Below are 14,236 nucleotides of genomic sequence, written 5' to 3' on the forward strand. Positions count from 1 at the left end.
AAGGCATTCCGCTTGAAGCGAAGGTCGGCGGGCCCTATGGTCCGCCGACTTTTTTTGCGCCTGCGAAACCCCAACCAATGCCAGCCGATAAGCCGCTTTCGTTTCAGGGTCTTATCCTGAAGCTGCATGACTATTGGAGCCGCCAGGGCTGCGTGATTCTGCAGCCCCATGACGTCGAGGTGGGGGCGGGTACGCTTCATCCGGCGACGGTGCTTCGCGCCCTGGGACCCAAACCCTGGCGCGCGGCCTATGTGCAGCCCTCGCGCCGCCCGGCCGACGGGCGCTATGGCGAGAACCCGAACCGGCTGCAGCACTACTACCAGTATCAGGTGATCCTGAAGCCGAACCCGGACAACCTGCAGGAGCTCTATCTGGGCAGCCTGGAGGCGATCGGCCTCGACACCCGCCTGCACGACATCCGTTTCGTCGAGGACGACTGGGAAAACCCCACCGTCGGCGCTTGGGGCCTGGGCTGGGAAGTCTGGTGCGACGGCATGGAAGTCACCCAGTACACCTATTTCCAGCAGGTGGGCGGCCTGGACGTCTGGCCGGTGGCCGGCGAACTGACCTACGGGCTCGAGCGCCTGGCCATGTACCTGCAGAACGTCGACCACTTCACCGACCTGGCGTTCAACGATCCGGACGGCCCGCTGCCGATGACCTATGGCGACGTGTTCCTTGAAAACGAACGCCAGCAGTCGGAAGCCAACTTCCACCTCTATGACGTCGACACTCTGAAGCGTCAGTTCGAGGATATGGAACGGCAGGTGCCGCGCATCCTGGAGGGCCGCGGCCCCCAGGGCCAGCGCACCGTGCTGCCGGCCTACGACCACGTGCTCAAGGCCAGCCACCTGTTCAACCTGATGGACGCCCGCGGCGCGATCGCCGTGGCCGAGCGCCAGAGCTACATCGGCCGCATCCGCGACCTGACCAAGATGTGCGCCGAAGCCTGGGTTGAAAACGAGGGCGGAAACGCCGCGAAGTCCGACGACGTGGCGAAGGCCTGACCATGCCGCAATTGCTGATCGAACTGTTCTCCGAAGAGATTCCCGCGCGCATGCAGGTGCAGGCCGCGCGCGACCTCGACCGCATGTTCCGCGAGCGGCTGGCCGAGCAGGGCCTGCTGCCGGAGGGGCTGAAGACCTTCTCCGGTCCGCGCCGCCTGACCCTGGTGGCCGAAGGCCTGCCGGCGGCCCAGGGTGACCGCCACGAGGAGCGCAAGGGCCCGCGCGTCGGCGCCCCCGACGCCGCCATCGACGGCTTCCTGCGCTCGACCGGCCTGACCCGCGACCAGCTCACCGAGAAGGACGGGGTGTGGTTCGCCCACATCCACCGCAAGGGCCGCCCGACCGCCGAGATCGCCGCCGAGATCCTCGACCACGTGATCCGCAACTTCCCGTGGCCGAAGTCGATGACCTGGGGCCGCGGCACGCTGCGCTGGGTGCGGCCGCTGAAGCGGATCGTCTTCCTGTTTGACGGCGCGGTCGTGCCGTTCAACATCGACGGCGTCGAGGCCGGCGACGTCACCGAGGGCCACCGCTTCATGGGCTCGGGCAAGCCCTTCAAGGTGAAGGACTTCGATTCCTACCGCGACAAGCTGGCCGCGCACTTCGTGATCCTTGATCCCGAGGAGCGCAAGGACCGCATTATGGACGGCGCGCGCACCCTCTGCTTTGCGCGCAACCTGGAATTGGTCGACGACGACGGCCTGCTGGACGAGGTCGCGGGCCTCGCCGAATGGCCGACTCCGGTGCTCGGCGACATGGACCCTGCCTTTCTGGACCTGCCGCCGGAGGTGATCCGCACCTCGATGCGCACGCACCAGAAGTACTTCGCCGTCTCCGATCCCAGCCGTGGGAACGGCAACGGCGGCCGTAAACTGGCTCCGAACTTCCTGACCGTCGCCAACATCGAGGCGGCCGACGGCGGCAAGGAGATCGCCCGCGGCAACGCCAAGGTGCTTTCCGCCCGCCTCAACGACGCGCGCTTCTTCTGGGACGAGGACCGCAAGGTCACCCTCGAGGAGCGGCTGTCCAAGCTGTCCGGCGTCACCTTCCACGCCAAGCTCGGCACCCTGGCCGAGCGTGTCGAGCGGCTGGAACTGCTGGCCAAGGCGATCGCGCCCCGGGTCGGCGCCGACGTCCCCAAGGCGGTGCTGGCCGCGCGCCTGTCCAAGGCCGACCTCGCGACCGGCATGGTCGGCGAGTTCCCCGAACTCCAGGGCCTGATGGGCGGCTACTACGCCCGCGAAGAGAAGATCAGCCCGGTCGTCGCCGACGCCATCCGCGACCACTACCGGCCGGTCGGCGCCAAGGACGAGGCGCCCGACACCCCGGTGACCATGGCTGTGGCCATCGCCGAGAAGCTCGACACCCTGGTCGCCTTCTTCGCCATCGACGAAAAGCCGACCGGCTCGCGCGACCCCTACGCCCTGCGCCGCGCCGCCCTCGGCATTATCCGCATCCTGCTGGGCTCCGAGGCCCGCGCCCCGGTGCGCGAGCTCGTCGCCGACTGGTACAAGTCGCTGCGTTGCTACGTCGATCCGGGCCGTGCGCTCTACGTCTCGACCCGCCGCACCACCGGCTATCTCGGCCCTGCCTACCGCTCGCCGTCGGAAGTCTTCGAGACCTATGTCGAGGAATTCGAGAACGCGCTGCTCGAAGGCGTGCCCTACGTCGTTTCGACGACCGAGGACTTCGATATCCGCTTCGACCGCTCGGCCGCGGCCGGGGATCCGCCGGAGGGCGAGGTCCAGTACCAGTTCCGCCCCTACGGCGTGGTCGCCGACGAAGTCATGGGCTTCATGGCCGACCGGTTCAAGGTCGCCCTGCGCGACCAGGGCAAGCGTCACGATCTGGTCGACGCGGTGTTCGCGCTCGGCGACGACGACCTGGTGCGCATCGTCGCCCGGGTCGAGGCGCTCGACCACTTCCTGACCGGCGCCGACGGCCAGAACCTGCTGGCCGGCTACAAGCGCGCCGGCAACATCCTCAAGGCCGAGGAGAAGAAGGGCGAGCTGCCGGTTGGCCCTGCCGTCGGCATGCCGGCCGCGCCGAAGGAGGAGGGGGCCCTGATCGCCGCCCTCCAGGCCGCCGAGCCGGCCGTGGCGCAGGCCTTGCAGCAGGAAGACTTCGCCGATGCCATGCGTGCCCTCTCGGGACTGCGCGCGCCGGTCGACGCCTTCTTCGAGGCGGTGCTAGTGAATTCTGAAAACGCGGCGGAACGTGAGAACCGCCTGCGTCTTCTCGTGCAGGTTCGCGATCTCATGGAACGGGTCGCGGACTTCTCGCAAGTGACGGGCTAAGGAGGCCTTAGGAATGTCGACCGATACGCTGACCAAGTCGCGCTGGGTCTATTCCTTCGGGGGCGGCAGCGCCGATGGCGACGCCTCGATGAAGAACCTCCTCGGCGGCAAGGGCGCAAACCTCGCCGAGATGTCTTCGCTGGGCCTGCCGGTGCCGCCGGGCTTCACGATCACCACCGAGGCCTGCGTCCACTACTATTCCAACGACAAGCAGTACCCGGCCGAGCTCAAGGACCAGGTCGTGGCCGGCCTCGCCGTGGTCGAGACGATCACCGGCAAGAAGTTCGGCGACACCGCCAACCCGCTGCTGGTCTCGGTCCGTTCGGGCGCCCGCGCCTCGATGCCGGGGATGATGGACACCGTCCTCAACCTCGGTCTGAACGATGAAACCGTCGAAGGCCTGGCCAAGCTGTCCGGCGACCGCCGTTTCGCCTTCGACAGCTATCGCCGCTTCATTCAGATGTACTCAGCTGTGGTGCTCGACCTCGACCACCACATGTTCGAGGAGATCCTCGACGAGCATAAGGAACGCCTCGACGTCACCGTCGACACCGGCCTGACCGCCGAGGACTGGGAAAAGGTCGTCGCCGACTACAAGGCCGCCGTCCAGCAGGAGCTGGGCCAGCCGTTCCCGCAGGACCCGCACGCCCAGCTGTGGGGCGCCGTCGGCGCCGTGTTCGCCAGCTGGATGAACGACCGGGCCAAGTTCTATCGTCGCATGCACGACATCCCGGAAAGCTGGGGCACCGCCGTCAATGTGCAGTCGATGGTGTTCGGCAATATGGGCGACTCGTCGGCCACCGGCGTCGCCTTCACCCGCAACCCGTCGACCGGCGAAGCGCGGCTCTACGGCGAGTTCCTGATCAACGCTCAGGGCGAGGACGTCGTCGCCGGCATCCGCACGCCCCAGGCCCTGACCAAGATCGCCCGCGAGGAGATGGGCGAGAAGGCGCTCTCGATGGAAGAGGCGCTGCCGGAGGTCTTCCTGCAGTTCAAGGCCGTCGTCGAGAAGCTCGAAAAGCACTATCGCGACATGCAGGACATCGAGTTCACGGTCGAGCAGGGCCGGCTCTATATGCTGCAGACCCGCAACGGCAAGCGCACCGCCAAGGCGGCGCTGAAGATCGCGGTGGACCTGGCCAGCGAGGGCCTGATCACGCAGGAAGAGGCGATCATGCGGGTCGAGCCCGCCAGCCTCGACCAACTGCTGCACCCGACCATCGACCCGGCCAGCCCGCGCGACGTGGTCACCACCGGCCTGCCGGCTTCGCCCGGCGCGGCCACCGGCAAGATCGTCTTCAACTCCGACGAGGCCGAGCGACTCGGCTCGGCCGGCGAGGCGGTGATCCTGGTCCGTGACGAGACCAGCCCTGAAGACATCCACGGCATGCACGCCGCCCGCGGCATCGTCACCGCCCGCGGCGGCATGACCAGCCACGCGGCGGTCGTCGCCCGCGGCATGGGCCGTCCCTGCGTCTCGGGCGCCGGCGAACTGCAGATCGACACCAAGGCCGGCGAACTGCGCGTGCGCAGCCGCGTCTTCAAGACCGGTGACATCCTGACCATCGACGGTTCGCGCGGTGAAATCCTCGCCGGCGCGGTCCAGATGATCGAGCCCGAGCTGACCGGCGACTTCGCCGCCCTTATGGGCTGGGCCGACAAGGTCCGCCGCCTGAAGGTCCGCGCCAACGCCGAAACCCCGCTCGATGCGCGCACCGCCCGCCAGTTCGGCGCCGAGGGCATCGGCCTCTGCCGCACCGAGCACATGTTCTTCGACGAGGACCGCATCGCCGCCGTGCGCGAGATGATCCTCGCCGACGACGAGGCCGGCCGTCGCAACGCCCTGGCCAAGATCCTGCCGATGCAGCGCAACGACTTCGTCGAGCTGTTCACGATCATGGAAGGGCTGCCGGTCACCATCCGGCTGCTCGACCCGCCGCTGCACGAATTCCTGCCGCACACCGAGGCCGATCTCCAGGCCGTCGCCGACGCCACCGGCCTCGACGCCGCCAAGCTGATGCGCCGGGCCAAGGAACTGCACGAGACCAACCCCATGCTGGGCCACCGCGGCTGCCGCCTGGGCGTCTCGTATCCGGAAATCTACGAGATGCAGGTCCGGGCCATCTTCGAGGCGGCCTGCGAGATCGCCGAAAGCGGCAAGGCCGCCCCGATCCCGGAGATCATGCACCCGCTGGTCGCCAAGGGCGAAGAGATGCGCTTCCTGCGCCAGCTGACTGACAAGACCGCACAGGCGGTGCTGAAGGAACGCGGCCGCGAGATCGAGTATCAGGTCGGCACCATGATCGAACTGCCGCGCGCGGCGATCCGGGCCGGCGACCTGGCCGACAACGCCGAGTTCTTCTCGTTCGGCACCAACGACCTGACCCAGACGACCTTCGGCATCAGCCGCGATGACTCCGGCCGGTTCCTGGGCGCCTATCTGGAAAAGGGCATCTTCGAAAAGGACCCCTTCGTCAGCCTCGACCAGGAAGGGGTCGGCGACCTGATCCGCATCGCCGCCGAGCGCGGCCGGGCGGTGCGTCCGAACGTCAAGCTCGGCATCTGCGGCGAGCATGGCGGCGACCCGGCCTCGATCGAGTTCTGCGAGACGGTCGGCCTCGACTACGTCAGCTGCTCGCCGTTCCGGGTGCCGATCGCCCGTCTGGCCGCGGCTCAGGCCGCCGTCGGCGGCATGGAGAAGGACCGCTAGTCTTCCGCGACCGGGCCCGCCTCGCGGCGGGCCCCAAATGCGCCAGACACGAAAAGGCCGCGCGATCAGCGCGGCCTTTGTTGTTTCAGACTTAGCCCCTGGAAGGTCTTAGGCGGCCTTGCCGCGGGCCCGCTCGTCGGCGCGTATGGGAAAGGCCTGCTAGGCTTCCACGAGCGGATGCGAAGCGGATCCCAACGCTCCAGCCACGAAAAAGGCCGCACGATCAGCGCGGCCTTTCTTGTTTCAGGCTTAGTCCTCGGAGGGTCCTAGGCGACCTTGCCGCGGGCCCGCTCGTCGGCGCGCGAGCGGCGCACCATCGAGCCCAGGCCGAAGAAGCCGACGATCATCATCAGCCAGGTGCCAGGCTCAGGGATCGGGCTGGGGCCAGGTCCGGGACCGGGACCGGGACCAGGGCCGGGGCCCGGATCAGGACCGGGGCCGGGACCAGGGCCAGGACCCGGATCAGGACCGGGGCCGGGGCCGGGACCTGGGCCCGGATCAGGGCCAGGACCGGGACCCGGATCAGGGCCGGGTCCGGGGCCAGGGCCAGGAGGCGTCGGTTCTTCTTCGCCGGGCGGGACGTACGTGCCGCCGCCGCCACCGCCGCCGCGCGGGCCGAACACCGACGGGAATCCACCGCCGCCGCCGACCGGCAGGGCGGCCAGGGTCATCGGCGGGGAGGCGTCGGCGATCTCGGCCGGCGGACCGGCGACTTCGTCCAGCAGGCGCTGGGCCGGCGGACGGGCTTCAGGCGGCAGGGCCGCCATGATTGACGGCTTGGTGTCGCATTCGGTCGACGGCGGGGCCGGCACATAGGCCGTGCGCATCGTGTACGACGACTCCGGAAGCTTCTTCATCGGCGCGGCGGGCTTGGCCGCGGCCACGGCGGTGCGCGGCTTGGCGACCGGCTTGCGGGCTTGCACGCTGGCGGCCGGCTTGGCCTTGGCGGGCTTGAGCGCGCGGGCCGGCTTGGCGGCCTTCGGCGCCGCCGGCTTGGCGACGGCGGGTCGCGAGACCTTGATGAAGCAATCTTCGGCGGCGGCCGGCGTAGCGGCGGCCGTACTCAGAATCGCACCCATGACGACATATTTGGCGATCGCCATGTCGTACCCCCCAGATTAACGAGCTCGCCGCTGACGACGACGACGCTCCATGAGGCGCTTTCGCGCCGGCTCGCCACTATCTAGAGGCGAACCTTTCAAACTCCACCTTATAGTATGACGACGTTCGGGGAAACCGGCGTAATCAATTGTAAAGCATGCAATCCCGTTAACGTTGCGCCGTTGCTACGCATCGTGCCTCACGCGCAAGTTTCGCGTTGCAGGAGAATCGCCATGAAGATGCGCCGCGCTGATTCGCCGGTAAGATTACTCGTCAGCGGCGAGTATTCTGTCCAGCTGCGCGGTGATGATGCGCGGCGAGGCCGCGGCGCTGAAGTCCATCACGCACATGGTCTCATAGTCGCGGTGCGGGCCGCAGCTGACGCCGGCCACCTTGAAGGCGGCGGTGAACATGTTGGTCCGGTGCCCGCGGTCGGGGACGCCGCTGTCGATGATCAGGGCGCGCACCACGTCCTCAGGGGAGGGCGGGCCGTAGGCGATGTTCTCGGCGGCCATCGCCGGCGCCGCGCCGTGCCGGCGCACGCGGTCGTAGAAGCGTTCGCCGTCGGCGCTGGCGTGGCCGATGGCCCCGACCGGCCCCTGCAGCGACACATGCTCCAGCGCTGCCGAGGCCAGGCTGTCGTCGGGCCGAAGCGGCGGCAGCGGACGCTGGCGCTTGAGGAACTGCACCGCTTCGATATAGGCGGCGTGGTCGGCCGGTTCGCCGGCGTCGATCAAGGCCTGCTCCCAGCGCGTGACCGGTTCACGCTCGAGGCGTCGGGCGTATTCCTGGGGGTAGGCGCGGGCGAAGTTGATCTCGGCGAGGATCGCGTCTTCCATCGGCCCGGCGCTCGCCGTGGTCGGTGCGCACAGGGCGGCCCCCAGTGCGGCGAGTAGAACGGGATGTAGGAAGCGCGGTTTCAATTGTTTCGCCCATCGATTTCCTGGGCGAAGACTGCAGTATCGCGATGTATTTCAACTTAAGAGTAATGGTTACAATCCTGGTTACCTTAACGCGAAGTCAATATCTGGAACGGCCTCGATTCGGCGTGGCGAGCGGATGCCGCCGATCGGGCAAGGGACGGGCGTGATGAACTTGAAGCAATTGTTGGTCGCCGCCGCCCTGCTGTCGCTGGCCGGCTGCGATGGGCCGCAGAAGGCGCCGGTCCAGAACGACCCGGCGTTTGATCGCCGCCTGCGCGCCTACCTGCTTGAGCACCCGGAGGTCATCCGCGACGCCGCGGCCAAGCTGCAGGCCGAGAAGGCCGCCAAGGCCCGGGCCGTGCTCGCCAAGGCGCAGCCGGCGCTGGAGCGCGACGCGCGCGACTTCGTCGCCAATCCCGACGGCCGCGCGACGGTCGTCCAGTTCTTCGACTACCGCTGTCCCTACAGCCGCGCCGTCGCGCCCGATGTCGAGCGGCTGATCGCGGCCAACCGCGATGTTCGCTTCGTCTTCAAGCAGTATCCGGTGTTCGGCAGCGCCTCGGACTATGCGGCCCGCGCGGCCCTGACGCCCCAGGGCAAGGCCAAGGGCCTGGTGCTGCACCGCGCGCTGATGGCGCAGAAGGACCTCAACCCGGCCCGGACCGACCGCATCCTTGGGCAGTTGGGCCTCAACGCGCGCGACGTAGAGGCCGCCGCCCGCGACCCGGCGATCGCCGAGCAGATCGCCGACACCCGCGAGCTGGCCTTGAAGCTCAATCTGAAGGGCACCCCGACCTTCGTCGTGGCCGGCGAGGTCATTCCCGGCGCCGACATCGAGCGGCTCGAAACGGCCATCGCCCGGGCCCGGGCCTCGGCGCTGTCCAGCGTCGGCGAGGTGCTGACCCGCAATCCGTTCGGGCACTAGCGGCGCGTCGCGCCCTTGGCGTGGGGCGCGCCATGCCCCACCTTGAACCGAACAAGCCGCAACTCGCGGGCGCCCGCCCGCACGCCTGGAGCCCGCTGATGACCGACTACACTCCGCCGAAGGTCTGGACCTGGAACAAGGAAAACGGCGGGCGCTTCGCCAGCATCAATCGTCCCATCGCCGGCCCGACCCACGACAAGGAACTGCCGGTCGGCCGCCATCCGCTGCAGCTCTATTCCCTGGCCACCCCCAACGGGATCAAGGCCACGGTGATGCTCGAGGAGTTGCTGGCCCTTGGCCACAAGGGCGCTGAGTACGACGCCTGGCTGATCAACATCGGCGCCGGCGACCAGTTCGGCAGCGGCTTCGTCGACATCAATCCCAACTCCAAGATCCCGGCGCTGCTCGACCGCAGCGGGCCGACCCCGATCCGAGTGTTCGAATCCGGCGCGATCCTGGTCCACCTGGCCGAGAAGTTCGGCGCCCTGCTGCCGACCGACCCGGCGGCGCGCGCCGAGACCATGTCCTGGCTGTTCTGGCAGATGGGCAGCGCGCCCTATCTCGGCGGCGGCTTCGGCCACTTCTACGCCTACGCCCCGACCAAGATCGAATACGCCATCGACCGCTTCGCCATGGAGACCAAGCGCCAGCTCGACGTCCTCGACCGCCGGCTGGGCGAGAGCGAGTACATCGCCGGCGCCGAGTACACGATCGCCGACATCGCCATCTGGCCCTGGTACGGCGGCCTCGCCAAGGGCGTGCTCTACGAGGCCGGCGAGTTCCTGGCCGTGCACGAGTACAAGAACGTTCTGCGCTGGGCCGACCAGATCGCCGAACGCCCGGCCGTCCAGCGCGGCCGCATGGTCAACCGCACCTGGGGCGAACCGTCGACCCAGCTCGCCGAACGCCACGACGCCGCCGATTTCGACACCAAGACCCAGGACAAGCTGCAATCGGTGGAGTAGGGCGGGGCATGAGCTATCCGTTCACCACCGCCTTCCGGACCGAACTGGCCGCCCGCTGCCAGGCGTTTCCCCGCCTGGCCTACGAGGGGCCCCAGCTCAAGCACGCGGCGGTGGCGATCACCCTGGTGGACGCCGGCGACGGCTCGGGGGAGACGGCTTTCCTGCTGACCCGCCGCTCGGCGACCCTGCGCGCCCACGCCGGCCAGTGGGCCCTGCCGGGCGGGCGCTGCGACGACGGCGAGACCCTGCAGCAGGCGGCGCTGCGCGAACTGCACGAGGAGCTCGGCGTCCAGCTGGCGCCGTCGAACATCCTCGGCGTTCTGGACGACTACGCCAGCCGGTCGGGCTATGCGATCGCCCCGGTCGTGACCTGGCTGGACGACGCCCGCGCGCTGGCCCCCAATCCGGACGAGGTGGCGTCCGTCCACCGCTTCCGGCTCGACCAGATCGCTGGGGACGACGCGGTGGCGTTCGAGACGATCCCTGAGAGCGAGCGGCCGCTGATCCGGCTGAATCTCGGCGAGCACCACATCCACGCGCCCACCGCGGCGCTGATCTATCAGCTGCGCGAGATCGTCGCCGGCCGCGTCACCCGCGTCGCCGACCTCGACCAGCCGGTCTTCGCCTGGCGCTGAGGCGGCTTAGTCCTCGGCGATCAGGGTGTTGAACACCGCCGTGACCTGCGCGACGAACACCTCGCGCTCGCGGCCTTCCAGAGCCTCGCCGCGGATCAGGCGTTCCACCAGGAAGCCGATATAGACGCCGGCCAGCACCCGGGCGCGGGCCTCGGCGTCGGCCCCGCCCATCCAGTTGCGGATCGGCGCCATCAGGCGCTCCTGCACCAGGGTGTTGAGGAACGGTGCCGTCGCCGGCGAGGTCGCCGCCCGCAGCAGGAACTGAAACCGCTGGGTCCGCGCCTCGTCGGCATGCGGGCTGCCGGCCAGCATCCGCGCCATCTCTCCGGCGAAGGTCGCCCGGTTCCAGTCCAACTGCTCATTGGCCTGGAAGGAGTCCTTCAGCGCCTCGACGAACAGCGCTTCCTTGCCGCCGAAGTAGCGTTTGACCAGCGCCACGTCCGCGCCTGCCTCGCCGGCGATGTCGCGCAGCGTGCAGTCATAGCCGGTGCGCGCGAACTGCTTCTTCGCCGCCTTCAGTATGGCCGCGCGGGTGGCTTCGGCGTCGCGCCGGCGGGGGCCTTGGCGTACCAGCGTCTCTGTCATCGAGCGTTGTGTACACCAAGCCGCGCGGCGCGACACCCCGGCCTCAGGCGGCTTCGGCGTCCTCGTAGGCCTGGGCCTCGGCCGCGATCAGGATGTCGGCCAGCATCCAATAGGCCTCGCCCCAGGCCGACAGCACCTCGTCGGTGGCGACGTCGGCGCCCAGCACCTCGCGGATCGCCGGCAGCAGGGCGTTGGCGACATGCGGATAGTGTTCGGGCTTCACGCCGGTGTCGACGTGCCGCGCCACCATGACCTGCACGGCCGGGCCGAGGTTCTCCAGGTGGTCGATGTTCTTGGCGTAGGCGAGGATGGCGCCGGCCAGCCGCCGCGGCTGTTCGCCGCTTTCCTGGGCCGCGCGATCGAACATCGCGGCGATTTCCGCATCTTGGAACAGCCGGGCGTACATCGCCGTCGTGATCTCCAGGCCATGCTTCTGAATGGCGGGAGCGGTGGACTTGACGATGGCCATGGCCTGAGCGGAAGCGACGCGCATTCGAGTCTCCATTAAAGTGGTATATAAAAAGCCGGTATTATAGTTGCTTGATTATCGCAAGCGCGTTTTCCACATAGATCCTGGCATGCAGCTCACCCAGCACACCGATTTCGGCCTGCGCCTCCTGATCGTCCTGACGCGGACGGGCGGCGGCCCGATCTCGCTGCCCAGCTTCGCGGCCGAGCAGCAGCTGTCGTACAATCACGTGGCCAAGGTCGCTCAGGCGCTGGTCCGGGCCGGCTTCATCCGCAGCCTGCGCGGCCGCAACGGCGGGGTCGAACTCGCCCGTTCGCCGGCGGAGATGACGGTGGGCGATGTCGTGCGCGCCCTGGAGCCGGGCATGCGCATGGCCGACTGCGCCAACTGCCAGCTGCGGCTCGGCTGCGAAACCAGCAGCATCCTGGCCGAGGCCGTCGGCGCGTTCATGGCCGTCCTCGACCGGACGACGCTGGAGGTTGCGGCCCAATCGGCGCGACCGGCCTTTTCCGCGTGGAGCGCGGCGACCCGTTCGGACCCGGCCTCGCCGGGCTGAGGGCTCAGCCGCGCCGGGCCGCGTCGATCGCCGCGACGTCGATCTTGCCCATGGTCATCATCGCCTCGAACGCGCGCTTGGCCTCCGCCCCGCCGGCGGCCATGGCCTCGGTCAGGGTCCGCGGGGTGATCTGCCAGGAGACGCCCCAGCGGTCCTTGCACCAGCCGCAGGCGCTCTCCGTGCCGCCATTGGCGACGATGGCGTTCCAGTAGCGGTCGGTTTCGGCCTGGTCGTCGGTGGCGATCTGGAACGAGAACGCCTCGTCCTGCTTGAAGGTCGGGCCGCCGTTCAGGCCGATGCAGGCGACGCCTGCGACGGTGAATTCGACGGTCAGCACGTCGCCTTCCTTGCCGGAAGGATAGTCGCCGGGCGCGCGGCGCACCGCGGTCACGGCGCTGTCGGGAAAGGTCTGGGCGTAGAAGCGCGCGGCGGCTTCGGCGTCGGTGTCGTACCAGATGCAGATCGTGTTCTTGGCCATGGCGGTCCCCTGGTCGCCCGCTGCGGGCGTCCGCTCATAACGTGCGCCACGCCGCCGCGTTCGCCGCATGCGTCCGATTGCTAAGTCAATCGCCGTTGACATAGGGCCGGTCTGCGCTCAACCTTCCGGAAAGTCCGCAGACCCGGCGGCGACGTCGCCGGGGAGAGCAAAAGAGGGCGGGCGACTTGGGAAGGAAGCCATGAATATCTCCGCCAAGATTACCGCTGCCGATGCGGCCGCCGAAATCGCCGCCATGCCGCTGGAGCAGCTCAACCCCGCCAAGGTGTCGCGCTTCTACGACGACACCATCTGGCCGGTGTTCGAGCGCCTGCGCCGCGAAGATCCCGTCCACTTCACGCCGGACAGCGAGTACGGCCCCTATTGGTCGATCACCAAGTGGAACGACATCATGGCGGTCGACACCGACCATGAGTCCTTCTCCTCGGCCGAGGGCATCACCCTGATCAATCAGGTGGCGATGGCCGAGCAGGAAAAGGTCATGGGCGTGCGCCGCCGCGGCGGCGCCGGCTTCATCACCATGGACGAGCCGCATCACAGCCATGCGCGCAAGGCGGTCAGCCCGACGGTGGCCCCCTCGAACCTGCACAACATGGCCCCGCTGGTTCGCGAGCGCGCCGGCCAGATCCTCGACTCGCTGCCGATCGGCAAGGAGTTCGACTGGGTCGACCTGGTGTCGAAGGAACTGACGGCCATGACCCTGGCCACCCTGTTCGACTTCCCGTTCGAGGACCGCCGCAAGCTGACCTACTGGTCGGACATGGTCACCAACCAGCCCGGGCACGGGCCGGTGAAGAGCTGGGAGCACAAGGGCCAGGCGATGATGGAGTGCTTCTCCGCATTCCAGGAGCTGTGGGACCAGCGCGTCAACGCCGAACCGGCCGGCGACCTGATCTCGATGCTGGCGCACAATCCGGCCACCCGCGATATGGAGCTGGCCACCTATCAGGGCAACGTCATCCTCCTGATCGTCGGCGGCAACGACACCACCCGCAACACCATCTCCAGCAGCGTCTACTCGCTGAACAAGAACCCGGACCAGTACGCCAAGCTGCGGGCCAACCCGGACCTGGTGCTCTCGATGGTGTCCGAGACGATCCGCTGGCAGACCCCGCTCGCCCACATGGCCCGCGTGGCCACGCGCGACGTCGAGCTCGGCGGCAAGACCATCAAGAAGGGCGACCGCGTCGCCATGTGGTACATTTCGGGCAACCGCGACGAAGAGATGGTCGATCGTCCGAACGAGTACATCATCGACCGCGAGCGGCCGCGCCAGCACATGTCCTTCGGTTTCGGCGTCCACCGCTGCGTGGGCAACCGAGTCGCCGAGATGCAGCTGACCATCATCTGGGAAGAAATCCTCAAGCGCTTCCCGGAGATCAAGGTCGTCGGCGAGCCCACGCTGAACTGGTCAGCCTTCGTGCACGGGTTCGAGACCCTGCCGGTGATCATTCCGCATCGAGTCTGACCCGGAGACGGGGAGGGGCGCGCCGGCTTCATGACGGCGCGGGGAGATCGGGGTCGAGCGTCTGGAGCGCTCGGCCCCTTTCGTTTTGAGCTCAGCTTT

At 68.3% G+C, this 14,236-nt stretch carries 13 protein-coding genes; 8 read left to right on the forward strand and 5 right to left on the reverse strand.

Annotated elements, in window-relative coordinates:
- Positions 1-77: 77 nt before the first annotated feature.
- From O4N75_RS10920 to ppdK, 3 genes are read left to right on the forward strand one after another with little or no spacing between them, the layout of a single operon-like run.
- Complete coding sequence (locus O4N75_RS10920; protein ID WP_269625591.1) at positions 78-1,007, forward strand: glycine--tRNA ligase subunit alpha; 930 nt, start codon at positions 78-80, stop codon at positions 1,005-1,007.
- A gap of 2 nt (positions 1,008-1,009) precedes the next feature.
- Positions 1,010-3,304: a glycine--tRNA ligase subunit beta gene (gene glyS, locus O4N75_RS10925; RefSeq protein ID WP_269625592.1), complete on the forward strand. Its 2,295-nt coding sequence runs from the start codon at positions 1,010-1,012 to the stop codon at positions 3,302-3,304.
- 13 nt (positions 3,305-3,317) lie between these two features.
- Positions 3,318-6,014 carry a pyruvate, phosphate dikinase gene (gene ppdK, locus O4N75_RS10930; protein ID WP_269625593.1) on the forward strand — a complete coding sequence of 899 codons (2,697 nt, stop codon included), beginning with the start codon at positions 3,318-3,320 and terminating at the stop codon, positions 6,012-6,014.
- A 266-nt stretch (positions 6,015-6,280) separates the two neighbouring features.
- Here the strand turns inward: ppdK and O4N75_RS10935 are convergent, their stop codons facing one another.
- Both O4N75_RS10935 and O4N75_RS10940 read right to left on the reverse strand, forming a co-directional pair.
- A complete protein-coding gene (locus tag O4N75_RS10935) occupies positions 6,281-7,117 on the reverse strand; it encodes a PEP-CTERM sorting domain-containing protein (RefSeq protein ID WP_269625594.1) in 837 nt (278 codons plus the stop codon).
- Positions 7,118-7,381: 264 nt separating this feature from the next.
- The gene (locus tag O4N75_RS10940) at positions 7,382-7,954 is read right to left on the reverse strand and encodes a CAP domain-containing protein (protein ID WP_269625595.1); all 573 of its coding nucleotides are present in this window, start codon (positions 7,952-7,954) and stop codon (positions 7,382-7,384) included.
- Positions 7,955-8,204: 250 nt separating this feature from the next.
- Here O4N75_RS10940 and O4N75_RS10945 point away from each other — a divergent pair, with 250 nt between their 5' ends.
- From O4N75_RS10945 to O4N75_RS10955, 3 genes are read left to right on the forward strand one after another with little or no spacing between them, the layout of a single operon-like run.
- Entirely contained in the window at positions 8,205-8,963 is a 759-nt protein-coding gene (locus tag O4N75_RS10945) for a DsbA family protein (protein WP_269625596.1), read from the forward strand.
- Positions 8,964-8,995: 32 nt separating this feature from the next.
- Positions 8,996-9,928, forward strand: a complete 933-nt coding sequence (gene yghU / locus O4N75_RS10950) for a glutathione-dependent disulfide-bond oxidoreductase (protein WP_267234032.1) — start codon at positions 8,996-8,998, stop codon at positions 9,926-9,928.
- 8 nt (positions 9,929-9,936) lie between these two features.
- A complete protein-coding gene (locus O4N75_RS10955) occupies positions 9,937-10,563 on the forward strand; it encodes a CoA pyrophosphatase (RefSeq protein ID WP_269625597.1) in 627 nt (208 codons plus the stop codon).
- A gap of 6 nt (positions 10,564-10,569) precedes the next feature.
- On the opposite strand, the gene O4N75_RS10960 is transcribed toward O4N75_RS10955, so the two are convergent.
- On the reverse strand, positions 10,570-11,148 hold the full coding sequence (locus tag O4N75_RS10960; protein ID WP_267234035.1) for a TetR/AcrR family transcriptional regulator: 579 nt from the start codon (positions 11,146-11,148) through the stop codon (positions 10,570-10,572).
- A 43-nt stretch (positions 11,149-11,191) separates the two neighbouring features.
- Positions 11,192-11,641, reverse strand: a complete 450-nt coding sequence (locus O4N75_RS10965) for a globin domain-containing protein (RefSeq protein WP_269625598.1) — start codon at positions 11,639-11,641, stop codon at positions 11,192-11,194.
- Positions 11,642-11,726: 85 nt separating this feature from the next.
- On the opposite strand from O4N75_RS10965, the gene O4N75_RS10970 reads away from it, so the two are divergent.
- A complete protein-coding gene (locus tag O4N75_RS10970) occupies positions 11,727-12,173 on the forward strand; it encodes an Rrf2 family transcriptional regulator (RefSeq protein WP_269625599.1) in 447 nt (148 codons plus the stop codon).
- A gap of 4 nt (positions 12,174-12,177) precedes the next feature.
- Here the strand turns inward: O4N75_RS10970 and O4N75_RS10975 are convergent, their stop codons facing one another.
- Entirely contained in the window at positions 12,178-12,651 is a 474-nt protein-coding gene (locus O4N75_RS10975; protein ID WP_269625600.1) for a VOC family protein, read from the reverse strand.
- Between the two features lie 199 nt (positions 12,652-12,850).
- On the opposite strand from O4N75_RS10975, the gene O4N75_RS10980 reads away from it, so the two are divergent.
- Positions 12,851-14,137, forward strand: coding sequence for a cytochrome P450 (locus O4N75_RS10980; RefSeq protein ID WP_269625601.1), 1,287 nt, complete (start codon positions 12,851-12,853; stop codon positions 14,135-14,137).
- Positions 14,138-14,236 lie beyond the last annotated feature (99 nt).

The organism is Phenylobacterium sp. NIBR 498073, assembly GCF_027286305.1.
Lineage (GTDB): Bacteria > Pseudomonadota > Alphaproteobacteria > Caulobacterales > Caulobacteraceae > Phenylobacterium.

What these genes read in the sequence shown, in the direction of transcription:
- ppdK (WP_269625593.1), top strand. Translation starts at nt 3,318, where the DNA reads ATGTCGACCGATACGCTGACCAAGTCGCGCTGGGTCTATTCCTTCGGG.
- O4N75_RS10965 (WP_269625598.1), bottom strand. Translation starts at nt 11,641, where the DNA reads ATGCGCGTCGCTTCCGCTCAGGCCATGGCCATCGTCAAGTCCACCGCT.
- O4N75_RS10945 (WP_269625596.1), top strand. Translation starts at nt 8,205, where the DNA reads ATGAACTTGAAGCAATTGTTGGTCGCCGCCGCCCTGCTGTCGCTGGCC.
- yghU (WP_267234032.1), top strand. Translation starts at nt 8,996, where the DNA reads ATGCCCCACCTTGAACCGAACAAGCCGCAACTCGCGGGCGCCCGCCCG.
- O4N75_RS10920 (WP_269625591.1), top strand. Translation starts at nt 78, where the DNA reads ATGCCAGCCGATAAGCCGCTTTCGTTTCAGGGTCTTATCCTGAAGCTG.
- O4N75_RS10975 (WP_269625600.1), bottom strand. Translation starts at nt 12,651, where the DNA reads ATGGCCAAGAACACGATCTGCATCTGGTACGACACCGACGCCGAAGCC.
- glyS (WP_269625592.1), top strand. Translation starts at nt 1,010, where the DNA reads ATGCCGCAATTGCTGATCGAACTGTTCTCCGAAGAGATTCCCGCGCGC.
- O4N75_RS10940 (WP_269625595.1), bottom strand. Translation starts at nt 7,954, where the DNA reads ATGGAAGACGCGATCCTCGCCGAGATCAACTTCGCCCGCGCCTACCCC.
- O4N75_RS10955 (WP_269625597.1), top strand. Translation starts at nt 9,937, where the DNA reads ATGAGCTATCCGTTCACCACCGCCTTCCGGACCGAACTGGCCGCCCGC.
- O4N75_RS10970 (WP_269625599.1), top strand. Translation starts at nt 11,727, where the DNA reads ATGCAGCTCACCCAGCACACCGATTTCGGCCTGCGCCTCCTGATCGTC.
- O4N75_RS10980 (WP_269625601.1), top strand. Translation starts at nt 12,851, where the DNA reads ATGAATATCTCCGCCAAGATTACCGCTGCCGATGCGGCCGCCGAAATC.
- O4N75_RS10935 (WP_269625594.1), bottom strand. Translation starts at nt 7,117, where the DNA reads ATGGCGATCGCCAAATATGTCGTCATGGGTGCGATTCTGAGTACGGCC.
- O4N75_RS10960 (WP_267234035.1), bottom strand. Translation starts at nt 11,148, where the DNA reads ATGACAGAGACGCTGGTACGCCAAGGCCCCCGCCGGCGCGACGCCGAA.